The organism is Corynebacterium sp. HMSC08C04 (assembly GCF_001807495.1).
Lineage (GTDB): Bacteria > Actinomycetota > Actinomycetes > Mycobacteriales > Mycobacteriaceae > Corynebacterium > Corynebacterium simulans.
On record NZ_KV789200.1, the window covers coordinates 822 to 26271 of the forward strand.

At 59.5% G+C, this 25450-nt stretch carries 21 protein-coding genes; 5 read left to right on the forward strand and 16 right to left on the reverse strand.

What is annotated here, in order from left to right:
- Window positions 1–3922: MobF family relaxase (gene mobF, locus HMPREF3169_RS02165; protein WP_246815582.1), on the reverse strand; the 3922-nt coding region annotated here is incomplete at its 3' end.
- 228 nt (window positions 3923–4150) lie between these two features.
- Between mobF and HMPREF3169_RS02170 the strand changes: the two genes are divergently transcribed.
- The gene (locus HMPREF3169_RS02170) at window positions 4151–4420 is read left to right on the forward strand and encodes a hypothetical protein (protein WP_210387438.1); all 270 of its coding nucleotides are present in this window, start codon (window positions 4151–4153) and stop codon (window positions 4418–4420) included.
- Here the strand turns inward: HMPREF3169_RS02170 and HMPREF3169_RS02175 are convergent.
- The 4 genes from HMPREF3169_RS02175 to HMPREF3169_RS02195 all read right to left on the reverse strand — a co-directional run bounded on the left by HMPREF3169_RS02175 (window position 4395) and on the right by HMPREF3169_RS02195 (window position 8928).
- Window positions 4395–5381 carry an IS481 family transposase gene (locus HMPREF3169_RS02175; RefSeq protein ID WP_070455577.1) on the reverse strand — a complete coding sequence of 329 codons (987 nt, stop codon included), beginning with the start codon at window positions 5379–5381 and terminating at the stop codon, window positions 4395–4397. The two genes, HMPREF3169_RS02170 and HMPREF3169_RS02175, sit on opposite strands and share 26 nt — an antisense overlap.
- The gene (locus HMPREF3169_RS02180) at window positions 5378–6622 is read right to left on the reverse strand and encodes an MFS transporter (RefSeq protein ID WP_070455578.1); all 1245 of its coding nucleotides are present in this window, start codon (window positions 6620–6622) and stop codon (window positions 5378–5380) included. The genes HMPREF3169_RS02175 and HMPREF3169_RS02180 overlap by 4 nt, the downstream gene beginning before the upstream one ends.
- Window positions 6619–8271: an ABC-F family ATP-binding cassette domain-containing protein gene (locus HMPREF3169_RS02185; RefSeq protein ID WP_070455579.1), complete on the reverse strand. Its 1653-nt coding sequence runs from the start codon at window positions 8269–8271 to the stop codon at window positions 6619–6621. The genes HMPREF3169_RS02180 and HMPREF3169_RS02185 overlap by 4 nt, the downstream gene beginning before the upstream one ends.
- 378 nt (window positions 8272–8649) lie before the next feature.
- The gene (locus HMPREF3169_RS02195) at window positions 8650–8928 is read right to left on the reverse strand and encodes a hypothetical protein (RefSeq protein WP_070455580.1); all 279 of its coding nucleotides are present in this window, start codon (window positions 8926–8928) and stop codon (window positions 8650–8652) included.
- A 230-nt stretch (window positions 8929–9158) separates the two neighbouring features.
- On the opposite strand from HMPREF3169_RS02195, the gene HMPREF3169_RS02200 reads away from it, so the two are divergent.
- Window positions 9159–9422 carry a ribbon-helix-helix protein, CopG family gene (locus HMPREF3169_RS02200; protein ID WP_070455581.1) on the forward strand — a complete coding sequence of 88 codons (264 nt, stop codon included), beginning with the start codon at window positions 9159–9161 and terminating at the stop codon, window positions 9420–9422.
- 352 nt (window positions 9423–9774) lie between these two features.
- Window positions 9775–10953, forward strand: coding sequence for an IS256-like element IS1249 family transposase (locus tag HMPREF3169_RS02205; protein ID WP_005323424.1), 1179 nt, complete (start codon window positions 9775–9777; stop codon window positions 10951–10953).
- Window positions 10954–11108: 155 nt separating this feature from the next.
- Here the strand turns inward: HMPREF3169_RS02205 and HMPREF3169_RS02210 are convergent, their stop codons facing one another.
- A complete protein-coding gene (locus HMPREF3169_RS02210; RefSeq protein ID WP_061926171.1) occupies window positions 11109–11288 on the reverse strand; it encodes an antitoxin in 180 nt (59 codons plus the stop codon).
- Between the two features lie 462 nt (window positions 11289–11750).
- Between HMPREF3169_RS02210 and HMPREF3169_RS02215 the strand changes: the two genes are divergently transcribed.
- Window positions 11751–13016, forward strand: a complete 1266-nt coding sequence (locus HMPREF3169_RS02215; RefSeq protein WP_070455582.1) for a site-specific DNA-methyltransferase — start codon at window positions 11751–11753, stop codon at window positions 13014–13016.
- A 5-nt stretch (window positions 13017–13021) separates the two neighbouring features.
- Here HMPREF3169_RS02215 and HMPREF3169_RS02220 read toward each other — a convergent pair whose 3' ends face one another.
- The 3 genes from HMPREF3169_RS02220 to HMPREF3169_RS02230 all read right to left on the reverse strand — a co-directional run bounded on the left by HMPREF3169_RS02220 (window position 13022) and on the right by HMPREF3169_RS02230 (window position 17287).
- Window positions 13022–13957: a CE1 family esterase gene (locus HMPREF3169_RS02220; protein WP_246815583.1), complete on the reverse strand. Its 936-nt coding sequence runs from the start codon at window positions 13955–13957 to the stop codon at window positions 13022–13024.
- 103 nt (window positions 13958–14060) lie between these two features.
- A complete protein-coding gene (locus HMPREF3169_RS02225; RefSeq protein WP_070455583.1) occupies window positions 14061–15812 on the reverse strand; it encodes an ABC transporter ATP-binding protein in 1752 nt (583 codons plus the stop codon).
- On the reverse strand, window positions 15812–17287 hold the full coding sequence (locus HMPREF3169_RS02230) for an ABC transporter transmembrane domain-containing protein (protein WP_070455584.1): 1476 nt from the start codon (window positions 17285–17287) through the stop codon (window positions 15812–15814). The genes HMPREF3169_RS02225 and HMPREF3169_RS02230 overlap by 1 nt, the downstream gene beginning before the upstream one ends.
- Window positions 17288–17355: 68 nt before the next feature.
- On the opposite strand from HMPREF3169_RS02230, the gene HMPREF3169_RS02235 reads away from it, so the two are divergent.
- A complete protein-coding gene (locus HMPREF3169_RS02235) occupies window positions 17356–18159 on the forward strand; it encodes a class I SAM-dependent methyltransferase (protein ID WP_070455585.1) in 804 nt (267 codons plus the stop codon).
- Between the two features lie 18 nt (window positions 18160–18177).
- On the opposite strand, the gene HMPREF3169_RS02240 is transcribed toward HMPREF3169_RS02235, so the two are convergent.
- The 7 genes from HMPREF3169_RS02240 to HMPREF3169_RS02270 form a co-directional block, all read right to left on the reverse strand.
- Entirely contained in the window at window positions 18178–19563 is a 1386-nt protein-coding gene (locus HMPREF3169_RS02240; protein WP_070455586.1) for an anaerobic C4-dicarboxylate transporter, read from the reverse strand.
- Between the two features lie 133 nt (window positions 19564–19696).
- Window positions 19697–21340 (reverse strand): ribosome biogenesis GTPase Der, encoded by a 1644-nt coding sequence (gene der / locus HMPREF3169_RS02245; protein WP_070455587.1) that lies wholly within the window; start codon window positions 21338–21340, stop codon window positions 19697–19699.
- On the reverse strand, window positions 21333–22028 hold the full coding sequence (cmk, locus tag HMPREF3169_RS02250) for a (d)CMP kinase (protein WP_070455594.1): 696 nt from the start codon (window positions 22026–22028) through the stop codon (window positions 21333–21335). The genes der and cmk overlap by 8 nt, the downstream gene beginning before the upstream one ends.
- A gap of 11 nt (window positions 22029–22039) precedes the next feature.
- The gene (locus tag HMPREF3169_RS02255; protein WP_062040699.1) at window positions 22040–22972 is read right to left on the reverse strand and encodes a pseudouridine synthase; all 933 of its coding nucleotides are present in this window, start codon (window positions 22970–22972) and stop codon (window positions 22040–22042) included.
- Window positions 22973–23048: 76 nt separating this feature from the next.
- Window positions 23049–23594: an SMC-Scp complex subunit ScpB gene (scpB, locus tag HMPREF3169_RS02260; RefSeq protein ID WP_061926143.1), complete on the reverse strand. Its 546-nt coding sequence runs from the start codon at window positions 23592–23594 to the stop codon at window positions 23049–23051.
- Window positions 23595–23673: 79 nt separating this feature from the next.
- Complete coding sequence (locus tag HMPREF3169_RS02265) at window positions 23674–24471, reverse strand: segregation and condensation protein A (protein ID WP_070455588.1); 798 nt, start codon at window positions 24469–24471, stop codon at window positions 23674–23676.
- 11 nt (window positions 24472–24482) lie between these two features.
- On the reverse strand, window positions 24483–25361 hold the full coding sequence (locus tag HMPREF3169_RS02270; protein WP_179294288.1) for a ParA family protein: 879 nt from the start codon (window positions 25359–25361) through the stop codon (window positions 24483–24485).
- Window positions 25362–25450 lie beyond the last annotated feature (89 nt).

Here is a 25450-nt window from a genome sequence, read left to right on the forward strand (position 1 = left end):
GTGCGGCAGCGTTTAGGCGCTTGTCCCATTCTTCGGTGTCGTCGGCGCGGTAGCAGATTTCGTCCCACAGACCTGCCTCCGGCAGGTTAGCGCCGGTCTCTTCAATGGCCTGCTGCGCTAGGCTGCGGCGCTGTTGCGCTTGTTCAAGACGCGTGTGCGCATGGTCTATGCGCTGTTGGTACGTACCGTATCCATCGGCGTCATGGTCGTAGGCCCGCTCGGCTACTGGGCGGGTGTAGTCCTCTGCCAGTAGGCGCTGGTGCTCAATGTCTGCGCGGGCAGCTTCTTCTTCACGAAGGGCCGCACTGTGGTCTGCCATAGCCTGCTCATAGGCGTGAATACGCGCAGCATCAAGACGCACCTGCTGGAAGTTAGCCTGTACCTCATTGACAGCAGCGTTTTTGTCTTTGTAGAGGCGAGTGGTAATGCTTGCTTCCTGCCAGGTCAGCGATTCCACCTTGGAACGGGCAAAGCGTGCGTGCTCTGCCAACACAGACTGGTTAAGCCGGTTGAGGTTTCCTTCTTGACCAGTAAGTCGGGTGGTCTCCGCACGGTCGTAAGGGTTGTGGGTGCGCAGCCACGTATCGAGTTCTATATCTGTCTGACCAGATACAGGAGGCAATTGGTTGCGCTTTCCGGTATCGCGCAGGCGGAGCTGTTCATCTAGACGGTAGCGGATAAGACGTGCCGGATCGTGAGCGTTGTCAATATCGCGGGTAGCCGCGTCCATGACGGTACGCGGGTCAATGCCCGCGTCAATAAGCTTTGCCCAGCCGTGGCGGATAGGTTCTACACCGTCGTTACTGGTCTCAATCTTTCGGGCAAGGTCGCCGGGGAGCGTATCGATCCAGTCGGGGAGGTAGGCGTCGATGAAGTCGTTGGTGGCCTCGTCTTTGCCCATGAGCCACAGGCCCATCATGCGATCGGGTGAGGTCTGCTCGTCTACGACGTCGGCTATGACCTCGCGCGCGGCCTTCGGGCTGTTATCACGCGAGATTGCCTTATTAAAGACGTCCCTTGTGCTCGGAGCATGGTCTATGCCTTGGTAGTGGTAGTGGCCTTCTTCGGCAAGTTCATCTAGCTGGTGTTCGGTTACCGCATAGATGTGGTTGGCGATTTTGCCGCGTGTAAGTGCGACATACAGCCCGGCCCTATCGACGTGGTGGTCGATTACGGCGCGGGTGCAGTCCACGGTGCTGCCCTGGGCGCGGTGGACGGTAGCAGCGTAGCCTAGCTGCACATTGTCGCGAACGTAGTCTGCTGGCAGGCACAGTTCCTCGCCGGTTGTATTGTTGCGGGCGGTGATACTGCCGCCCTCGGCAATTCCGGTGACAGTCAGCAGCGTGCCGTTGTTAATACGGGTACTGGTAGCAGTCTCGTCGTCGTAGAAAGTCTGGTTTTTGCGCGCCAGAATCGTATCGCCCACGCCTGCTTTTTCGCCTCTGGAAAGCGGGGCTTCCACGGTGGTGTCTACAACGCCCACGGCGATGTAGTGGGCGCGGATTGTCTCGTTGAGTTCTGCCACATCGCGGTTGGTGGCAGCAATAAGCAGGCTGGTTTTGCCGCTGGAAGTATCCGCCAGGTAGTCTGCTGCGGCGTTGTCCAGCATGTCGCTGCGTGCGCCACCATTGACCCAACCGCGCTCAGCGTAGAAGTCGAAGGTAGAAGAATCGCCTTCGCGCAAGCGCAAGCTGGTAGCAGATTGCTTGCTATCTCCGCCGAAGCGCACGACTTCGGAGAGTTGATTGTCAGTGCGGCCTGCGGCGTTGACCATAGCGCCGAAAAGTCCGCCGTTTTCGACCGCGCCGAGCTGTTTGTGGTCGCCGATAAAGCGCACGACTGCGCCTGCTTCTTCGGCAATTTCGAGCAGTGAGCCGATGTTAGGGGTCGAGGCCATGCCGGCCTCATCGACGATGATCATGTCGCCTGCGTTAATGGATACTGGCAGGTCTTTGAGGCTGTGGCCGGGCTTTGTGGGGGGGTTTCCGCGCCAAGTGTAGGTGAGTTTGTCGATGGTAAAAGCGTCAAAACCTAAGTCCTCAGACAACACCTCTGCCGCCTGTGCAGACGGGGCCAGACCAATAACGTTGCGGCCTTCATTCGCCCAGACGTTGGCAACAAGGCGCATAGACGCGGTCTTGCCGGTACCTGCCGGGCCTACGCCGGTAGCGGCTAGTGTGCCGCAGGTAAGGAGGTAGCGCGCCATGGATTCCTGCCCGGCGTTTAGGCGGAAACCAGCCTGATTTTCGTGCTCATCAAGCGCTTTATCAATCGCTGCCGACGGTGCGAATGCAGCCATCGGTTCGTTGAGTGCGCCCAGTGCTTTGTCTTCGGTATCGAGGATGTCCTGGGTGGTATAAAGCTCGCTATCAGCGCGGGTATCGCGGGCTTTACCTGCCGTATTTTTCAAGGCCTCGGGCAGTTCCAACACGTCGAAATCGTTCAGCGCAATGGCCTTATCGCGCACAATTGCTTCCACAACTGTGGCGTGGATAAGGTCGCGCTCGGAAAGAGAATCGAAGCGATAGCCTTGCAGTTTCCCACCCGCAGCAGTCGCTACATGCGAGGTACGAAAATAGGAACGACGCCTAGTTACCGTGGCTAAAACGTCGTCGATCAGGCCCGAAAGGTGGGCCTCGGCGTCAAACAGTGGGCGCTCATCACCGTCAGAATTTGCGGCAAGTTGGTTGATGGCAGCTAGTTCTTCCGCCCCAGTATCACGGGCAGCAACTTCCGCTTTCCAGCCTGCGCGAAGCTCTGAAAGGCTTTCTGGTTCACGCTTTGCGTCACGGGTTTCCAAGATAGCTTGCTGCCACAAACGACCCACCTCAACCGAGTTCGGAGTCGCACCACGCGCGGCAACAAACTCTTCCACCAGTCGCTTATAGACCGGCTGCGCGTCGCGTCGACGCTTGGAAAAAGACTCCATCAACGACTCGGAAATACCGTCGATCTCCCACGTTGGTTCCTTATTTGCCCCGTGGTCACAGGCGGTGAATGTGTAGCCCATTTGGTTAGAAAGCAGGGTGTTCAAGATGGAGTCATAGCGGTGCGAAATCGACTGATGATACTTCATCAACGTGTATCCATCGATGGATAACCAGCGTCCGTCTTCGGTCTGAACTTTGTTGGATACCAGCACGTGCGAGTGCAGATCCGGGTCTCCTGCGCGCGTATCGTAGTGCTTAAATTCGGAAGCGACGAACCCTTTAGTCTTGACTTGTTCACGACCTTGCTTGCCTACTCGGGTAAACAATGCGTTGTCTTCTGCCCACTCCATAGCCTCCTGCACGGCCTGGTGATGAAGCGCCTCAATACGCCGCGCGGTCTCTTCATCAGACAACGCCCACGCCACAGACACCGACTTCGCAGGCGAAAAAGTAAGGTCAAAACCCGACACCGACTGGCGCACATTGTCCTTTAATCCGTTGACCCAATTGACGATTTCCCGGCCTGATTGCGGTTCGACTCCGTGTTCTTCAATGAAGAATTCCCGGCCAATATCCTGCACTAACTCGGCTCGTTCCTGCTTGCTCATCAACGTGCCAGTAGTCTGCCTATGGCGGCGCTCCGCGTCACGCAAAGCGACCAAAACCGGGACATCATTCGTGAAGTGAGCAAACGGACGACCCAGCTGGACGTCCTTGATTTTCTGCCCCTCGGACATCTTCATATCCGCATCCGGGTGCAGACCCTCGCCATACAACGCGGCCATTTGCGACTCGGTAACTTCCCCACCCTGCACGACGTTCTCGGTGTTTAAACCGGCAAGACCAGAGCCCAACCAACGCCCCGGTGGGGTTCCTTTAGCGTCGTAATACTTCGACAAACTTGGCGCGTCTGTCGGCCCATCATTGGTAGCCACAGAGCGCAACAGGTACTCATAACCTGTTCCGCTGTTGACTACGCGCAGGGTCATCATACGCCCTAGTCTAGCAGCCAAAACCCGATTAACACTAAGAGTGCATATAGTGTGTTGTAAAAAGGGCGCCCGCGCCCGCTGCTACAGGTCTACAGCGCTGTCGAAAGCCTGCAGGGATAGTCCGCTGATTGCTTCCGGTTACGCCGAACTTCCCGCACGGTGTTTGTGTCAGGAGTGGAGCGGTGCGTTCGCTGGCATTGTGGGTTTATGGTTACCGCAAGTAGAAGTTTGAGGAAGCGTCAGGAACTACGTCAGTATCTCGAAGAAGGACAGCGTAAGCTTCGCGACCGGAAAAAGAGCACCAACTCGTTGCTCAGCCTTATTGATCAGCGAGACAAGTTGAACGAAAAGATTGGTGAAGCCTCGCAGTCCATTATCGACCTAGGCGAAGCTAAAGAGTTTGTGCGCGAGCTCGTCGGTGTCAGCCAGCGAGACTTCAACGACATGCTGGGGGCCGCTAGTGATTCCTCCCCTAGTTGTACTGCTCGGGGACGTTGATCAATCGTGAGAACGGCGGCTGGTTGTCGCAGGCCGTGTGCGGGCGGTGCTGGTTGTACTGGTGCAGCCAATCCGGCAGGGCGTCGCGTCGTTCTTGCTCGCTGGTGTAGCAGCGGGCGTAGGCCCACCCGTCGGCCATGGTCCGGTGGAAGCGCTCTACCTTGCCGTTGGTCTGCGGCCGGTACGGACGCGTCCGCTTCGGGGTGATCGAGAGGGCCTCGCAGGTGTCCCGCCACAGGTGCGAGCGATAGGCGCCACCGTTGTCGGACAGCACCCGCTCCACGGCGACGCCGCGATCGGCAAACCACGCCACAGCCCGATGCAGGACCCCGACCGCGGTGACGGCGGTCTCGTCGTCGTGGACCTCGGTGTACGCGACGCGGGAGTGGTCGTCAATGACGGTGTGCACGAACGCGTACCCGAGCCTGGGGTTGTGCCACTTGCTCTTCGGCTTACCCGGTGTCGCCGTTCGGTTGTGGTCGCCCTGGCGGCGGCCGACGTAGCGCCAGCCGCCGCCGTCGGGGATGTTCCCGAGCTTCTTCACGTCCACGTGGACCAGGGAGCCGGGGTGGGGGTGTTCGCACCGGCGGATCGGTTCGCCAGTCTCGCGGTCCATGTAGGAGAGCCGGTTCAGTCGGGCACCGGCCAAGATGCGGTGGACGGTCGAGGGCGCGATGCCGAGTCGGGCGGCGAGCTGCACGGGGCCCTCACGCAGCCGTATCCGCAGGCTGACGCACCGCTTCGTCGTCGCCTTGTCCGTCTTGTTCGGTGAGGTCTTCGGCCGGGACGAGCGATCCTGCATCGACTCGCCGGCGCGATAGCGGTCGACCCACCTCTTCACGGTCGGCCAGGAGACCTGGAAGCGGGCGGCGACTTCGCTGATGGGCCAACCGTCGTCGACGACGAGCTGGGCCACCTTGAGCCGGTGGCGAGGTGTCAGGGTGGCGTTGGCGTGAATCACTCCTCACCTGCTGCGACGGGCGTCGTCCGCGGCGTTCGGAGTTGCCCCAGGACTGCAAGGAGGATCGTCGTGGCGAGCGGCACGAGTCCGGCGGCGATGAACAAGCTGGCAGCGGCGATGTGTCGGCTGAGGAGTCCGGTGAGTGCGATGGACAGTGGCATGAAGGCGATGGAGATGAAGAAGTCGAGGCTGGCGACTCGGCCGAGCATCTCCAAGGGGACTTGTTCTTGGAGTACTGCTCCCCAGATGACCATTCCGATCCCGATCAGCGCCCCGTAGAACGCGAGGCCTGCGCCGATGGCCCACGAATTGCTGGTGAGCGCCGGGATGGACAGGGGCAGGCATCCGATCACCCAGGCACCGACCATGGCCGGCAGGAAGCGTTCCGGTGTGCGCCACGACCCAGCTAGCAGAGAACCCACCACCCCGCCCGCGCCGAGGGCAGCCAGGACGGTGCCGTAGAGTGCAGGTCCGTTTTCATGCGATGAGCGTATGACCGCGGGCAGGAGAACTTCCAGCGGACCGGTCACGGCCAGGCCCATGGCGGCCGCCAACAGCACGCTGGAGCGAACCCAGCGCGTGCGGGCGACGTAGCCGAACCCGTCGAGCAGGTCCCGCAGCGCAGAGGTGGCCGGAGCTTCGGCGTCGGTCTCGGCTGAGCAAGGGGCAGGAAGCCGCAGGGCGGCGATCAGGGCGAGTCCGAGCGCGCCGGCGATGAGGTACCCGCCCGCGGCGGGCATGCTGGCACCGATGACCGCTCCGACGGCGGCGGGCGCAATTGCCTGTCCGACCAACGGGCGGGCGGCGCCTTCGAGGCCGTTGACGGCCATTAAGTCGTCGCCGTCCACCAGGACTGGCACCAGCGCCGTGTAGGCGGGGAAGAAGAATGCGGTTGAAGTGCCAATGATGAACGCGGAGACCGCGAGCATCCAGAAGGTGACAATGTCGAGGATTGCTGCCGTGGACGTCGCGGTCGCGATGGTGAGGTTCAGGGTGAGCACGCTCACGATGACGGACTTATTGGGGAACCGGTCTGCGATTACGCCAGCTGGGAGGGATCCTGCAAGCAGGCCAATGCCGCTCCAGACTACGACACCCGACAGGGCGGCTGGCGTGGCGCCCAGGTCGAGGGTCTGCATGGCAAGGTAGAGGGCCCAGGCACCCTGGGCGAAGATGGTCAGCACCATCGCTGCGAACAGCTGACGGTACGTGGGGATGGTCAAGGGGTGAAGCGGGTTCATGGCATGTCCTTCAGGTCAAGGTTCAGGTAGGGCCAGTCGGCCAGGTCGTGGAGCATCTGACGGTCATGCGTGGCAACGATCACCGCGCAGGAGGTCTGCAGCAGCTCGGTGGTCATGTCATCAACGAGGATCGAGGACAGATGATTGGTGGGCTCGTCCAGGAGCAGCAGGTCTGGATCCTGGGCCAGACACATGGCCAGGTGGAGACGGCGTTGCTGTCCTTGCGACAAGCGCCCCACCGGCGTGCCGGTTGCGGAGGCTTCGAGCAGCCCGAGCGAGCCGAGGGACGGCGCCTGAGCTCGACGGCCTAGCTTCGCCAGGTAGGCCTCATAGACCTCGTGTGCGGGGCTGGAGCGGTCCCAGTCGGGGACCTCTTGGGACAGCAGAGCGATGCGCGCTCTCGGATTAACTCGCACATGTCCCGTGGTGGGGGCCAGCCGCCCTGCGAGAAGTGCCAACAGGGTGGATTTTCCCGCGCCGTTCGGTCCGGTGACCACCAACCGGTCACCGCCGTTCACGTCGACCGAAACCGGAGCGTCCAATCGGCCCTTCACAGTAACCTGGGTGGCGTTCATGATGCTCTGTCCGGCACGGGTTGCCGAGGCGGGCCACGCAAGACGCAGTGGCGGCGCCGGGACGCCGATTTCATGACTTTTCAGGTCTTCGATACGTCGGTTGAAGGCTTGGACCACTCCAGCAGCGCGTGTGGCACGTTGGTGCTTGCCTGTGCCCTTTTCAGGTCTCCATCCACCCTGGGACAGGCGGGAGCGCGCCTCGGCTGAAGCGCGTGTCAGTTCCTCGTGTCGGGCAACCTGGGCGGCGTGATCCTGTTCCCACTTGAGGCGTTCTCGTCGGCGGCCTTCAATCCAGCCTTTGTAGCCGCCCGAGTAGGTTCGCGGGACACCATCTCGGGTCGGGTCGAGATCCAGGAAGGTCGTCGCCACGTCGCGCAGCAGGGCGCGGTCGTGGCTGACTAAGGCCAGGCCACCGGGGTGGTCCCGCAGGCGCTCAGTCAGGAAGGACAGCCCTGCAGCGTCCAGGTGGTTGGTGGGCTCGTCCAGCAGCAACAGGTCAGGGGTCGATCCGAGGGCGACCGCCAGCCGTACCCGGTACCGCTGGCCGACCGACAAGGTCGACAGGACCCGATCGCGGTCGCTACAGGCGTTCAGGCCCGCCAGGGCGATGTCAACACGGCGGTCTGCATCCCAGGCGTCCAGCCGCGTGGCCGCCTCGAGTGCGGCGGAATAAGCGTCGGCCGCGTCATCGCCCGCGGCCAGCGCCGCGGTAGCCACGTCGAGGGCCTGCAGAGCGGCCCTGGATGGGGCGGTCGCCTCGGCAATGAGGTCACCGACCGTGCGATCGCCCTCGGTGGCCATGTCCTGCTTGACCAGGACGAGGGAACCCACCCGGGTCACCACTCCCGAGTCGGGTTTCAAGATCCCCGCCAGTATATGGAGCAAGGTGGTCTTGCCCCGGCCGTTGTCGCCGACGATCGCCAGTCGCGACCCGGTGGAGACGGTGACGTCAGTCCCACTCAGCAGCGGCCTGTCGCCGAGTGTCAGGTGGAGTGATTCAGCGCGGATGTGTGCAGCGGGCCCTTGGGATGTCCCGATCCAGGCACATGATCGTAAAGGTTCTGTGGTTGGCATTGCGTACTTTCAGCTCGTCATGGAGCCGGGCACCACGAAGCGGCCGCCCGGCAGATGGCCAGGACGGCAGACGAGAGGTCATAAGGGGTCCCGCCGCCGTCAGCGGACGGAACGCAGCTTCATCGAGGCGATGCCTGAGTACATGCGGCCGAGGATACAGAGCCCGGGCGATGCCACGCAAGTCAACTAACGTCCCCGGTCAGTACACCTAGTGCGCAGGATTCGTCTGGAGACGATGAGTCGCACTCTGACGACAATGAGCGCCAGGACAACGACGAAGCCGCCAGCGCCCTCAGAGGCGCTGGCGGAGAGGGTGACTACGATTCTGATGGTCAGTAGTCGGTAGAGAGAAAGAGCAGTCTTTTGCAGTGATGCTGGCTAGTACTTCTGCTCGTTGGGGTCGTAGTACTCGCCAGGGTTGGCGGGCGCGTCTTCGTACGTGTTGGAGTAGGGCGAGTCGTTAGTCTCGTCGGTGGTGCGCTCGTAGTGGTCGGCCATGGAGCCAATCATCACGCCGAGGAAGGTAAGGAAGTACCAGATGATGACCCAGGCGATTACCCCGCCTAGCGCTCTGATGATTCCTGCCACCAGTCCTGCGCGTCGTATCTGGGCAATGAGCATCCAGGCCGGCATGGCGATGAGTGCAGCTGGGGACATGGTTGGTAGAGCCGATAAAATGACAGTGCCTCCATAGGTCGTCCTCCCGCCCTCTCTTTGGTGCATGCCGCCCCATGGTGCCATTGAAGAGTTTTGAAAAGACTCCACCAGTCTCGCACATAGTAAACATTGTTTACAGAGTGTCGATTAAACAATCCTAGCGACAGCCCCACGAGTGGCAGCAATGGTAAACATTGTTTACGATTGCTGCCAAGGAGAGGATACTGCACATGAAACAATCTCCCCACCCTTCCGGACGTGTGGTGTCTGTACGGATGCCAGACGAAATCATTGAACGACTCGACGCTCTCTGCGATAGGACAGGACGTAGTCGAGGTTTCTACTTAAAAATGGCTATTACGGCCATGCTGCCCAAACTAGAAGAATTCCATTGGAATCAAGTGGCTGCGGACTTCGAAGAGAAGACAATCAACAACCTGTTTAACCAAATAATGCTCAACGGGCTAAAAGACGAGACCGAAGAACAGGAGTGAAGCCACTAATTCCTTAGGTTCTAAGCAAGCTTCACCAAAGAAAATAACCGATAAGGCCTCTTGGCGAGAACCGCCACCATTACTAAATCTCCCAGTAGGTCACATTGGTGTGATTTAATAGGCGAAGAAAATAAAAAGCCGCGCCCTACACTCATGGGGTGCGCAGCGCGAGCGGCACACACCCTCGGTTCGGGTTAAGGGTCAAAAAGTGTGTCCGGAATCGCGGATTTTCACGGATTGACCTGTAGGTTTCCGGAAAGTATATGCTCCGGAAGCATATATCTAGCCCCCGACGGGAAATCCTCGGTGTGGCAGCCGTGATGTGCTATGCGCGGCGTGGTGTGGTGTCGCAATGTCGAAGAACCAACCACGCTGCCACTGCGGCGGTGAAATGAAACGCAACGGCACCACCAGCAAAGGCACCACCAGATGGCGCTGCAAACAATGCGGCGCCTCCAGCGTCAAACGTCGAAACGACATCACCAACGCGGCAGTGTTCACCCAGTTCATCGAGCATTGCACCACCGCAATATCACTCGACGACCTAGCCAAACGAAACGGTGTTAGCCGCGCCACCATGAAGCGGCGCTTCAAGTGGTGCTGGCTCGTTGATGTGCCTGACCCCACCGCCGGCCACCACAAGCGAATCTACGACCAGGTATTTCTCGATGGCACCTACACCGCCGGTGGCTGCCTGATCGTCGCGGCGACCATCGACCACGTGATCGCCTGGCACTGGTGCAAACACGAAACCACCCGCGACTACCAACTGCTGCTTGAACGCATCGAAGCCCCACTCATCGCCGTCATCGACGGCGGCCAAGGCGCATACAGCGCAATCAAAAAGTGCTGGCCGACTACGAAAATTCAACGCTGCCTCGTCCACGCCCAACGCGTGGTCCGCCGCTACACCACCACCAACCCACGCACCGATGCCGGGCGCACCATCTACCGACTTGCGCTGAAACTGACCCGGATCACCACACTGGATGAAGCCGCCGCGTGGGGTGTGCAACTGCACGAGTTTTCAACGATCTACCGGGAATGGATGAACGAGAAAACCATGATCAAAGACCCCAAAACAGGTGCATGGACCCGCGTGTGGACCCACCACAACGTGCGCAAGGCCTACAACAGCCTCAACCATCTTTGGCGGTCCGAGATGCTGTTTGTCTACCTCAACCCGCCAGCAGGAGTCCTTGCGCCCGAGCGGATCAAATCCACCACCAACAGCTTAGAAGGCGGCATCAACGCCCAGCTCAAACTGCTCGCCAGAACCCACCGCGGCAGATCAGGCGAACGACAACGCCGCATGCTGGATTGGTGGCTCTACTTAAAAACGGAACTGCCTGACGATCCAGTACGAATCGCCAGGCAGTCCGACTGGGGCCAGGGCCAACTCGCCAAAGTATCCACCCTGACCCAAACCGAGAACCAAGCCGACCACGAAACAGGACGCCCAGCCCTCTACGACAACGCTATCGACACCGACTACACCCACTCAATCGGCATTCAAAAAGGCCAAATCTAACCCCCGCGACACGCCGAGCCAGACACACATTTTGACCCTTAACCCGAGGTACCGCCCCAAAAACCACAAAGCTCCCAGCAAACTAAGTTGCCGGGAGCTATGGATTAATTCGCCAAGATTGGGACACTGGCTAGGCCCCAATCAAGCAATAAGCTTTAGGCGCCAGCGTTGCCGATCTGGTCATCGAGCTTGTCGCGACCCTGCTGAATCTTGTCAGCCTTGTCCTCGCCGAACTTCTGCTCTGCCACCTCAGCAGCCTTGTCGAGGCCCTTATCGGAAATCTGCTCGCCCTTGTCGGAGTTCAGTGCGTCCTTTGCCTTGTCGAAGATACCCATTTAGCATCCCAACCTTTCTAAAATACTTTCGATATATCTTTCACCGCACCCCCAATGAAGGCTAAACCCCTTCATCGCGAATGCCTTTCCAACGCTACATGCGTTTGCCAATTCATGCCATAAAGAACTATTTATAGACGGGAATAGGCTCGCCATTTTCGGACAATCGCAGTCCATTCGCCTTTCCTTAAAATTTTCAGATTTCTCAGGTTTTACCTGCGATAACACCCCCGAGTCCACCCCCGATTTTAAGTATTTGTTCCAGCAATATAAGAGTCAACAAATTAAGTAAAATTAGGGAATGCTAGCGTAGCAGAACATCACTCAAATGATCCTGACGGTCGTTTTCTGGCGTTTTCCATCGGTACGCGCGCAAACTTGCAAAAATGATAGCCGCGGCATGGGAGGATGACCCAGCCCCCATCATTTCCCCCACCACCAAAACTCATCCGCTTTTCAGTCATGACCTCAACCCACAGCGACTCCGCGAGCGCCCCAACTGCCGATTCCCAAGCCCAAGAGGAATTCTTTGGGCTTGTCTGGCCAGGCAAGGCGCAAGCAGCAGAACAAGCAAAAATTGCGACCACCAAGCAAAAGATTGCAGTGTCAACGCCGGTAGCTTGTTCCAATTCCATCGTCGAAGGCGACAACCTCGACGCGCTCAAGCTGATGGTGGCAGATGGCTTTGCTGCCGATGTCATCTACATCGACCCTCCTTATAACACCGGCAAAGACTTTGTTTATAAGGACAATTACCGCAGCCGCCGCAAAATGAACTCTGGCAGCTATAGCGGCTGGCATGCGCAGTGGCTGTCTATGATGCTCCCCCGGCTCATCCTCGCGCGACAGGTCCTCAAAGACACCGGTTTTATTTTTGTCTCCATCGGTGAAGATGAAAGTGCCAACGTACGCAAAGTGTTGGATGAAATATTCGGTGAGAACTGTTTTGCCGGACAATTGATCTGGAAAAAGGGCGGGACCGGGAAGAACGACTCCAAATACGCGGTGGTCGAGCACGAGTACATCCTGGCTTATGCCAAGTCCCCAGCTAACCCTGGTTTCAACGCCGATTCTGAAGCTCATACCACGACCAAGTACAACTTCAGCGACGAGAAGGGAAACTATTCGCTGGTCCGCCTGGACTCCAAAACACTGGGTTATCTTCCTTCCCTAGACTTTCCCATCGCAGATCCCCAAGGCCGCGAATACTGGCCCCACCAGCCAGCCGGCAAAGACAAGGTCGCGCGCTGGCGCTGGGGCAAAGACAAGGTCGAGGCCAACTATGAGCAATTGGTCTTTCGACGCGGTTTTGTCTACACGAAGAACTATCAGAAAAAGGGCGCGCGGCCGCGTTCCATCCTGGACGGTGAGCGCTTTGGCGTCACACGCGCTGGACGCCGCGATGCGGAGGACGTCATGGGAGTTCAGGGCGTCTTCGATTTCCCGAAGCCAGTGCGCCTTATCAAGCACCTCATCGCCATCGCCGGCGGTCCCGACGCCGTGGTGCTTGATTTCTTCGCCGGATCCGGCACTACCGCTCAGGCAGTCTTAGAACTCAACGACAGCGACGGCGGCTCCCGCAGCTTTCACTTGGTCCAGATGCCGCAGCCTACTGATAGCAAAGGCCCGGCTTTTGCCGCGGGGTACGAGACGGTCGCAGACATTTGCATCGCCCGCGTCGCCGCCGTACCAAACGCTAAGTTTGCACACTACGTCCTGCAGGATTAGCAAGACTACTTCGTTTTCTTGCCAGATTCTGGGTCAATGGTGCCTGCGGGGCGACCTGGAATACCGAAGAAGTCAAGAACGCGGTCGGTGGCAAAGCCCTTGCCTACCTCCGCGCGATCGTCGGCAAGCCCGCCCGGCCAGATATGCGAGCCGCCGCCGATACGGATGTGCTGCAGCGGAGCCTTACATCCAATCCACGTTTGCTGCAGAGCGTTGTTAACCAGCTGCGTCGTTGAGATCTGCGTGGTGCATTCATTCCGGCGCCGGTTTTGCTCCATGACTTCCGCTACCGAATCGTACTTAGTGTCATGGCGGGTTCCCCCGTAGTACTCCACCACGGGGTCATCGGTGCCGTGCATATCGAGACGGCCGACCGGGGCTTCCGAACAGCCCTTGTGAATGCCCTCATAATAGGCCGCAGACACCGTTGCGATAGAGCGGAAAGTCTCCGGCATACGGCACGCCAAAAAGGCAGCAAATCCACCGCCGTTGGATAGGCCCGCGGCAAAGATACGGTCATCATCTACCGCATAGGTAGCACGCAAGCTATCAACCATGTCTGCAACGAATTTAAGGTCTTCCTCCTCGCTCGTTTTCGCATAAGGCGCCGGCGTCCAAGCATTATCCTCACCTTCTGGATAAACCAGAATGGCTTTCGCGGAGTTGAACTCCGTATAGCCCTCAATGGTTTTGGGCTTCTCGCCCCAACCGTGGAAGACCATCACCACTGGCCAGCGCTTATCCGCGTCATAGTCTTCCGGCACATGCAGCAGGAAGTTGCGGCCATTCGGCATATTGATCTGCTTGGTTTGACCTGGCTCCGGGCCATCCAAAGGCGCCGAGACAGGGATGCCGAGGTCAGAGTCCTTATCCCAGAGTGTGCCGGACTCTGGCGCAGGCTCCTGCGTTGGCGTTGCCGAACAGGCTGTGGCAAAAGCCAAATTTAGACAAAACAGCACAAGCAGTGATTTCTTTAGGCTGCTCCGAGTAGAGCCGGCAAAAGCCCACCGCAAGTTAGAACAACGAGCATTAAGGGACACCTTCTCAGTCACGTCCTTTCTGCCACGCGTTCCACAATTGTTGATATCGGCCTTTAGAATCTAGCAGCTGCGCATGAGTGCCCTGTTCAATCACCCGGCCATCTTCCATAACCAGCACACAATCAACCTTGGCGGCTTGGTCAAGACGGTGGGCAACCATAAGTGAAGTGCGCCCTTTTGTGACGGCATCGGCAGCCGCGTCGAGTGCACCCGCACCACGCGAACCGGCCTCCGCAGTTGCCTCATCAAGAACCACGATTGCCGGATCCAGCAACATAATACGAGCCAGCGCCAGCTGTTGCGCTGCAACGGGGTCTAGCTGAATGCCCCAAGCGCCCACGACTGTATCAAGGCCATCGGCCAAGTCCTCAACCCAGCGCGCCTGGACTGCGCGTAGTGCCTGCCAAATCTCCTCGTCACTGGCATCGGGGTTACCCAGGGACAGGTCATCGCGCAGCGTGCCGGAAAAGACGTGGACTTCCTGGGAGACCATGGCCAGGCGGGTAACTCGCTCGGGGTCGGAAAGCCGCGAGACCTCTACCCCATCAACCTTGACGCTGCCAGCACTCGGCACGCGCAGTCCAGCCAGCAGCGCCGCAACTGTAGTCTTTCCCGCGCCAGAAGCACCCACCAGTGCGACGGACTGCCCCGGCGCAATGCTGACGTTGACGTCGCGCACCGCCCACGCGTTATCGCCGTAGCTAAAGCTAACGTCCTCCATCGCGACCTCACCACGCGGAGCCGGAGCACCCGCAGGCGGAATTGCCGCGGGCGGATCTGTAGTAACGCCAACGATGCGTGCGAGAGAGGCATAGCCCGACTGCACCGTATCCAGCACGCGCATAAGCCCGAGCAGCGGGCCACGCAGGCGGATAAGCATCAGCATCGCCGCCGTTACTGAACCCACCGTCATCGCGCCCTGCGTGGTGACCCACAAGCCCACCAAAAGGCCGACGCTCAACATCACCAGCTCCACGGTGGTGATCCATAGCTGCAGGACCATCATCGTGCGCCTTGCGGCGAAGCCATGCTCAACCACCTCACGGGAAGCGCCATTGATGCGCTCACGCATCTGCGGCTCCATCTGATAAGCGCGCACCGTGGCGCGTCCGTGGATTGTCTCCAAGATGCGGCGCGCACGCTCCGCCATGGAGGCCCGCTCGTCTGCATAGCGCTGTGGCGCATGGCGCAGGTAGTTGCGCGCAGCAAAGAAATAGATTGGCGCTGCACAAACCACCACCAGTAGGAACTGCCAGTCCAATGTGACCAGGGCGATGGCGGTAGTACAGATGGCAAACAGCGAGCTCGTTAAGACCGGCGCTGTCTCCGTTACGGCCGAGGAAAGCTCAGCCACGTCATCCGTGGAACGGGAGACCAAGTCACCCGATCCGGCCTCCTCCACGCGGTGGACCGGCAGGCCCAAGGCCGTGCCGACAGTCTCCTCGCGCAGGTTCGCAATCACTCGCTCAGTAATGCGCGAAAGCAGATAAAAACCGGCCGCAGAAAGCCCAGCCGAGGCAATCGCAACCACGATGAGCCCAATGCCAATGCCGCTGAGACTGCGCAGCTGCCCGCTCCCCTCAACCACCGCATCGACAATCTTGCCCAGCAGCACCGGGACATAGACATTGGCCACCGCACCACCGGTAAGCAACGCCAGCGCCAGGAAACAGACCTTGCCCGCATTCGGCAACGCCTTCACGTGTTCGCCCACCTTGCGGCGGACCTGCGGCCAGGTTGCAGTAGGAAAACGCATTAGATGTCCTCCCCTTCGCTCGCATGCGCGGCTGCAGCAGGCTCGCTCACACTATCGGCCACCGCGGTCCACGCCGGCGCGTTGGTATATACCACGGTGGTCATCCCGCGGCGGGCGTCACGCACGCGCTCAGCGACGACCTGTTCCGTCACCGAGTCGAGCGCAGTGGTCGGGTCCTGAAGGACGAGCACCTCGGCGTCGGCAGCGATCGCGCGCGCCAACGCAACGCGCTGACGCTGACCACCAGACAGCGCACCGCCGTTTTCGCCGACCTCCTTTTCCAGACCGCCGGGAATATCCTCCGCCGCCGCGACGTGCAGCGCTCGTTGCGCCGCAGCCTTATCCGCAGCAATGTTGGACGCAACGGAACCTGCAAAAAGGTCCGCCGCATGCGGGGCCACAAGGAAGCGGTCTCGCGGCAGGTCAATCAGCTCTTGCGGCGCCACCCCCTTGATGACGTGCAGGCCAGGCTGCCAGCCAGGATCCCTAGCATCCGCCGCCTCACGGAAAGGCGCGTTGAGCAAAGCCGTAATGCGGCGACCACTAGCTTGAGCCGCGGCCCACCGCGAGGCAATATTCTTGCCCATCATCGTCATCGGCGTGATGACGAACTGCGTTAGGCCGACCACTGTGATGAGTTGTCCAACGCTCATCGCGCCCTTTACCGCCATCGCGCCGGCGGCCAGAGCCACCACGATGACGTAAATGGAACCGACAGCTTCGGTCGTGGCATTCAGCCGCGCGCGGGCGCCATTGGCAGAAACCGTCTTTGTATAGGCCGTGTCCGATACCTGCGAATAACGGCCCCGCACCGTCGCGATAGCGCCTAGGCCTTTCAGAATGCGTAGACCCTGAACCACATCGGTGGCCATCGCGGAAGCCTGTGCTAGGGCGGCCTGACGCGCGCCCGAGCTCTGCCGCAAAGGCTTTGCCGCACGCAGAGAAAACCAAACCACCAGCGGTCCCCCGAGCAAGATGGCAATTCCCAGCGCCCAATTAACGCGCGAAGTCATCACCGCGACGTAGACAATGGCGCTAACTTCCGCCACGGGAAAGACAGTCATGATGACCGCATCAGACACGCGCTTGGTATCTGAGGACGCGATGGACAATAACTCGCCCGCCGTATGTTTAGCACCGGCAATCCCACGGGGATCCTGAATGCGATCCGTCACCGCCATGCGCAAGTCATGGCCAACCTCCAGCATGGCTCGGGAAAACATTCCGCGCGCGCACCATGCCGCCGACGCATTAACGCAAAAAATAGCAAGCAAAATCCCCAACCAGCGCAGCAAAGAGGAAAAGGACTGATAAGCAATCGCTCCATCGATAGCGTTTCCTACAACAACTGGGGTCATGCCGTTGCACAAGAATGAAACGGACATCAATACGGCCGCAGGGATCGTCTTTTCGCGCCGAGAAAACACGGTCTTTAAAAGCCACCGTGAATCCTGAGGTACGGGAAGTCTCGACATGGTGACCCATTCTATTTCAGCTTGGATAATTTTCCGGAACCGTCTAACACGGTAGGTTATAAGTCCATATGACTTCTCAACTGCCCAACCCCGCGCACTATCCGAGTTACCGCAAGGCCTCGGAGAAGCAAACCCCTACCTTCAAGGGGGCGGAGCATCGTGCAGCCTCCGCACGTGCCTTCGTGCAGGGTGCCGATAACTACCATGACGTGCGCCCCAGCTACCCTGCCGAAGTAGCCGCACTAATAGCGGATGCCCACACGGTGGTCGATATCGGCGCTGGCACCGGCAAGCTCACGCAGACGCTGCACAATCCCGTCGTTCTGGCCTGCGACCCTTCCCCCGACATGACGCGTGTGTTGCGCACCCAGCTTGGTATTCCAGCCTGGCGGGCGGTGGCGGAGAGCACTGCGCTTGCCGACGCCTCCGTGGACGCTGTCGCCTGCGCCCAGACCTGGCACTGGGTCGAAGTGGAAAAAGCCTGTAGAGAATTCGTTCGCATCGTGCGGCCAGGCGGCAAGGTGCTTCTAGTGTGGAACACCCTCGACGTCGGCGCCGACCCGTGGATCCTGCGCCTGGCCCGCATCATGCACTCCGGCGATATCCAGCGCCCCGGCTTTCTCCCCGAGCTTGCCCCTCCCTGGGAAATCGAGCGCGAACTGCGGCTTAACTGGGCGCATACGCTCTCCCCGGAACAGCTACATCAATTGATGCACACCCGCTCTTATTGGCTGCGCAACGGAGAAAAGATCCATGAGCGCATGACCTATAACCTTAATTGGTACCTCTTCGAGCACATGGGCTTTGCACCCGGCCAGCTAATCGACATCCCGTATCGCACGGATGCCTTTTTGCTGCGCCGAGCGCACTAGAACCAGAAGAGTCTAGAACTAGAGAAGTACTGTCGCCAGCAGGGAGCCCACGACGCAGGAGGTAAACACCGAGATCGCGCCGGGGATGATGAAGGAATGGTTTACCACGAACTTGCCGATGTGCGTGGTGCCGGTGCGGTCGAACCCGATGCAGGCAAGGTCCGAAGGGTAGGTCGGCAGGATGAAGTAGCCATAGGCGGCACCGTAGAAGCCAACAATGATGGCTGGGTCAATGCCCAGGGACAGTCCGATCGGCGCAATGGCTACCAGAGCGGCGGCCTGGGAGTTGACCAGCTTGGACACGACGATCAGGACGATGGCATAAGCCCACGGAGCGGACTCCACAATTCCGCCCAGATTAGATTCCAGAGAGTCGATGTGGGCTTCGAAGAAGGTATCGGCCATCCAGGCCACGCCGAAGACCGAGAACACTGCGGTCATGCCCGCCTTGAACACTGGCGTGGAGGCGATCTTCTTGTTGTCGACGTCGCAGAAAATCAGGATGATTGCACCGGCGACCAGCATGACCATTTGAATGACCAGGTTCATCGACAGGGCCTTCAACTCACCGTCCTCATTCGGGAAGGAAGGACGCAGGACGTCGAATGCGCCCAAGATGACCACGATGGCAATGGCGGATAGGAAGACCGCAACGGAGCGCTTTGCCGACGCCGGGAATACCTCGTCCAGCAGGGAGTGGCTGGAGGCGGAGATGGTCTTGGCAAACTCTGGATCCTTCATCTTCTCTTGGAAGACCGGGTCCTTATCAAGGTCTTTACCGCGACGCAGCGACCAAAGGGCAGCCAGGAAGACGCCGGAAAGCGATGCCGGAATGGCGACCATGAGGATCTGCGGGATGGAATAAGACGTGCCGGTGATACCAGCGTTCTCAGCAATAATGGAGGCAAGGGACACCGTAGCAACGGAAACTGGCGAGGCGGTGATACCCATTTGCGCAGAGGTCGAAGCAACCGCCATTGGGCGCTCCGGGCGAATGCCCTTCTTCAGGGCGATGTCCTCGATGATGGGAAACATCGTGTAGACCACGTGGCCGGTACCGCATAGAACGGTCAGGAACCAGGTGGTAAGCGGAGCCAAGATGGTGATGCGTTCTGGATGCGCACGCAGGAATTTCTCCGCGAACTGCATCATCACTTCGAGGCCCCTCGCCTGCTGCAGCGTAGCCGCACAGCCAATGACGGCGATGATGGTCAGCATCACGTCCACCGGTGGCTCGCCCGGAGCCAGGCCGAAGACGAAGACCATGACGATAAGGCCGATGCCGGAGATAAGGCCCAAGCCGAGGCCGCCGTAGCGGGTGCCGAGCAACAGCGCGGAGAGAATGACGATGACTTGAAGAACGATCGCCACTACTGAGGCGGGATCGAGAACTGAGGCTAACATGTCGTGCCTTTCGGAAAACCAAATCAATTACACATATTTAGATTATTCGAACGGGCATAACATCACAGAACCAAAAAGGCGAGCTATTCGTCACACCTTGCGGGGGTGGAAAATAGCTCGCCTTTTGATCGCGTTAGCGCTTAGAGTTCTTACCGCGACGCTCGCGCACGCGCACCGCGATGCGCACCGGAGAACCGTGGAAGCCGAAACGCTCGCGGAACTTGCGCTCCAGATAGCGACGATAACCAGCGTCCAAGAAGCCAGTAGTAAACAGCACTATTGTTGGCGGCTGCGTCGATGCCTGCGTAGCAAAGAGCACGCGCGGCAGGCGGTTGTTCTTCATCGGCGGCGGGTTCGCAGCGATAGCCTCACGCAGCCAGTTGTTAAGCTGGCCGGTGGATACACGCTGATCCCAGCTCTCCAGGGCCTCGATCATCGCCGGCTCCAGGCGCTGCAGGGCGCGGCCGGTCTGCGCGGAGATGTTGACGCGGGTAACCCATGGCAGGTGGCGCAGCTGCTCGTCGATCTCGCGATCCAGGTAGTAGCGGCGGTCCTCGTCCATCAGGTCCCACTTGTTGAACGCGATGACTAGAGCCTTGCCGGATTCGAGAACCATGTTGAGCACACGCTGGTCCTGTTCAGAGACCTCCTCGGAGGCGTCGATAAGCATGATGCACACCTCAGCAGCGTCAATTACGCCGCGGGTACGCAGCGAAGCGTAATACTCGTGCCCTTGCGCGTTCTTGACTTTCTTGCGCAGGCCAGCAGTATCGATGAACTTCCAGAGACGCTGATCAAGCTGCACCAGTGAGTCAACTGGGTCGACCGTAGTACCCGCCACATTGTCCACGACGGAGCGTTCCTCGGAGGTCAGCTTATTCAGCAGCGAGGACTTACCAACGTTCGGCTTACCCACCAGCGCCACGCGACGCGGTCCGGAAGTAATCGAAGAATGGCGCGGCTCCTCGGGGAAAAGACGCAGGATCTCATCGAGAACGTCCGCGCCACCGCGACCATGCTGCGCAGAAACCGGCCAAGGATCGCCCAAGCCCAAAGCGTAGAACTCGGCCATATCGGCGTACATGGTCTCAGAATCGAACTTGTTGGAGACCAAGATGACCGGAACCTCGGACTTTTGCAGCTTGCGTGCCATAACAGAGTCGGTCTCGGTGATGCCGACCTTCGTGTCGACCACGAAGACGATGACATCTGCAGTTGCCATGGCCTGCTCTGCCTGGCGAGCAATAGCAGCGTGGATGCCCTTGACGTTCGGGTCCCAGCCGCCAGTGTCCTGGACGAGGAAGCGCTGGCCGTTCCAGTCCGCGATATAGGAAACGCGGTCACGGGTAACGCCTGGGTGATCCTCCACCACTGCCTCACGGCGGCCCAAGAAACGGTTTACGAGGGAGGACTTGCCCACGTTTGGGCGACCAACAACAGCCACGGTGCAGAGGTTTTCCTCGGTGTGGGAATCCTGCACGCCGAAGGCACGGGAAAGTTCTTCCCACTCCTCCTCGCTCATTGGCTCTTCGCCGTCAGACTCATAGTCTTCACCGAAGTCGGCGTCGCCGAACTCGGAATCATCAAACTCACCGTTCTCGAGCTCCGACTCGTCGAATTCGTAGTCGAATTCTTCGGCATCGAAATCGCTCGGGGCCCAGCCGCCGTGCGGGTCACGGGCTACTTCTTCTTCGAGCTTTCCCACTGGATAGTGGAACTGGGTATCGAAGTCGCCTGCGGCGTTATTGTCTTCTTGACCTGCAAAACCCTTAGACATGTGCAGACTCCTTCACAATTTCGGTGAGAGCGTCGAGGACCTCTTCCAGGCTCATGAAAGAGGTATCGACGAGGGTGGCGTCTTCAGCTGGACGCAGCGGCGAGGTGGCGCGGGAAGAATCCGCGGCATCACGGCGCTCGACGTCTGCCAAGACGGTGGCGAAATCAGATTCCAAGCCTGCGGCGAGGTTCTGATCGTGGCGGCGCTGGGCGCGTACCTCAGCGGAGGCGGTCATGAATGCCTTCGCCGGGGCGTCGGCAAGCACTACAGTTCCGATGTCGCGGCCTTCAACGATGGCGCGGTGCGCATCCCGGGCTAGCTTGCGCTGCAGCTCCACCAAGTTCTGGCGAACCTCGGGGACCGCCGAAACTGCGGAAACGTTGCGGGTGACTTCGTCCTCACGGATGACGCGGGAGACGTCCTCTCCGTCGAAGAGGACCTGCTTGGAATCCGGATCATCGGAGACCTCCAGCGGCAAGTCTGTAGTGGTCTTGATGACCGCATCCGTGTCAGCTGGGTCGATGCCAGCGCGCAGAACTGCGAGCGTGGCAACGCGGTACATGGCGCCAGTGTCGACGTACTTTGCGTCGAGGCGCTTAGCCAAAGCACGGCAGGTGGTGGACTTGCCGGTGCCGGAGGGACCGTCGACGGCCAGGATGAGGCCGCCTTCAGGCATGTTTGAAATCATGTTTCCTTCCATTACATCCCCACCGCCTTGTAAAGGCTGGCCAACTCGCTGGAGTTGAGCGCACGCAAGATACCTGGCTTCATCTCGCCCAGCTGCAGGGTGTGCAGCTTGGTGCGAACCAGACGCTGGACTGGGAAGCCAGCTTCCTTGAGCATGCGGCGGACGATGTGCTTGCGGCCCTCGTGCAGTTCAACGCGAACCAAGGAATAGCCTTGGTTCTTGTCCACGACCTGGACATAGTCGGCCTTTGCCAAGCCGTCCTCGAGCTCCACCCCTTCCTTCAGGGTTCGTACCAAGCCATTGCCAGCCTCGCCTAAAACGGTAGCGAGGTAGGTCTTGCGCACCTCGTACTTCGGGTGCATCAGGCGGTTGGCCAGCTCACCATCATTGGTGATGAGGATAAGGCCCTCGGTATCGGCGTCCAGACGGCCGACGTGGAACAGACGCTGGCCTGCGGCCACGCGTTCACCGATGAGGTCGCCGATGCAGGGGCGGCCCAGTTCATCGCTCATGGTGGACTGCAGACCGCGCGGCTTGTTGAGGATGAAGTACTGGGTTTCCTCATTGACGTTGATGCGCACGCCGTCGACGCGGATGATGTCCACGTTTGGGTCGACGCGTACGCCCTGCTGCATGATGATCTTGCCGTTAACCTCAACGCGGCCGGCATCGATCATGATTTCGGCGTGACGGCGAGAGGCAACGCCTGCCTTGGCCAAGACCTTCTGGAGGCGTTCGCCCTTGGAGTTATTCGACTTGCCTTCGGTCAGCCAATCTGCGCCCAGTTCGCGGGCGACGGAATCTGCGGTGGCCTTCTTTTTCCTATTTGCGCGTTCACGCTTGTCGACGTGTTGATGGCGGGCCGGCTTCGCATTGGAGACAAGCATCTCGCTGTCTCGCTGCTTCTTTTCCGGTGTGCCGTCTCGGCGAGCGGGTGGGGTCACAATAAGTGTCCTTATCAGTAGAAGTTATGAAGTTACCTGCGCAATGCTACCCCACTGCCGCGCACCGTGCGAATACCTAATATTCGGAATCGATCTGTTCCATATCCGGCAAAAGCGGTGCAAGATCCGGCAGGCGCTCCAGCGAGTCAATGCCCAGCAGCTCCAAGAAAAGCTCGGTGGTTTCGTAGCGGTGTGCTAGGCCTTCCTGCGGCAGCTCGCGTACGAGACCACGCACGGTGAGCGTGCGCATCACACCATCGACGTTGACGCCACGCACCGCAGCAACCTGGGCGCGGGTGACCGGCTGGCGATAGGCAACCACAGCAAGGGTTTCCAGCGCCGCACGGGAGAGCTTGGTCTGCGAGCCATCAAGCAAGAACTCTTCTACCGCATCCGCGTTTTCCTGGCGGGTATAAAAGCGCCAGCCCTCCGCCGTCTCGCGCAGATCAATCCCCGATCCGCGGGAATCAAACTCGCGCTGAATCGCCCGCAAGTGATCACTGACCACGGACTCCTCTAGGTCGAGCGCGCGAGCCAAAGACTCAACGGAGGCCGGCGAATCAATCACCAGAAGAATCGATTCAAGGCGCGAACGTTGCTGCGAGATTAGCGGAAGTTCCATGCCGGATACTGTACTGCACCGACACAGCTGGCCTACTGCGAGTCGGCATTAATCCCAGGCCGGGATTTACTCCACCGGTCTAATCCCAGTTGGAAGCCGCCACCACGGCAGGGTCCACGTCGAGACCGGTCCAGCTAAGTTCCAGTGGCCCGAGGGACTCTGGCTGCTCGGCGTCGACAGCCTTGGCCTTGTAGAGCTCTAGCAATGCCAAGAAGCGGCCGACAACCTCCATCGAGACGGTGCAATCACGCGTGAGAGCAGCAAAGCTCATCCATTGGCCCTCGCCCAGCAACTTGAGTGTGCTGAGGATCTTGCCCGCCTGCTCTGGGACAGAGACAGCAACCTGGTGAATATGGCCCGTGGCCACCTCATCCGGCGGCTTGGGGCGGAATACGCTGGCAGCCAGCTCGGCAAACGAGGCCGGCGTATGGCCCAGGCGGACCGGCGGGAGAAGTTCCACGAAAGCCTTCTCCATGGAGACGGCACGCGGATAGCGGCGCCGCGCCTGTCGCTGCCATTGGGCGAATTGGTCGGCAACTTGCTTATAAGCCTTGTACTGCAAAAGCCGGGCGAAGAGAAGGTCGCGCGTTTCGACCAGCTCAAGGTCTTCCAGATCGTCGACATCGCCGCGCGGCAAGAGGCGGGCCGCCTTCAAATCCAGCAACGTGGCAGCCACGAGAAGAAACTCGGTGGTTTCATCCAAATCTGCGGTAGCCCCCAGCTGGCGGGTGTACTCGACGAACTCATCGGTGACCTCAGAAAGCGCCACTTCGGTTACGTCCAACTTTTTCGACTGAATCAGCTGGAGCAGCAGATCAAAAGGGCCCTCGAAGTTGCGCAGTGCAATTCGAAAGCCCGTAATCTCCGGTTGGGTCACGGATAAACTTCCTAGACGGTGGAGCGCTCAATAACCTCTTTAGCGAGGTTGCGGTATTGCTGCGCCGCCTGGGAGCTCGGTGCCCAGCTGGTAATCGGCTCACCGGCCACGGATGTCTCCGGGAAACGGACCGTACGAGTAATAACGGTGTCGAAGACCTTGTCACCGAAGTACTCGACGACGCGATCCATCACCTCTCGGGCATGCTTGGTGCGGCGGTCAAACATGGTGACCAAGATGCCCATGACCTCAAGGTCAAAGTTAATGCGCTCGGAGACCTTGTCGACGGTATCGGTCAAAAGTGCGAGACCACGCAAGGAGAAGAACTCGCACTCCATCGGGATGATGACGCCCTGGGAACAGGCCAAAGCATTGACCGTAAGCAGGCCCAATGACGGCTGACAATCAATGATGATGAAGTCATAATCACGGCGGATAGGGCGCAGCGCACGGGCCAAGGTGTGCTCACGGCCGACCTCGTTGACCATCTGAATCTCCGCGGCCGACAAATCAATGTTGGCTGGCACTAGGTCGAGGTTCGGCACACCAGTGTGTTGGATGGCGGAATGGATAGAAGTCTGGCTATCCAACATCACGTCATAGATGGTGTCCTCGATTTGATCATGGGTCAGGCCCAAGCCTGCGGACAGTGCACCCTGCGGGTCCAAGTCAACGAGCAAGACTTTACGGCCCAACTCTGCAAGGCACGCGCCCATGTTGATGGTCGAGGTGGTTTTGCCAACGCCACCCTTTTGATTACACATCGAAATGATGGTGGCCGGCCCGTGCTTTTCCAACGGAGCTGGATCTGGCAGCTCACGGATTGGACGCCCAGTCAGCCCCACCTGCGCTTCAGAGGCTGCAAACAGTCCCTCTTCGCCCACAGTCACACCTGCTTCCTTGACCACAAATCGATCGCCAGTGCCACCCGATGCGGGTGGCTGATTACAACGTTGTGATTATAGAGTACCCGCTCTGA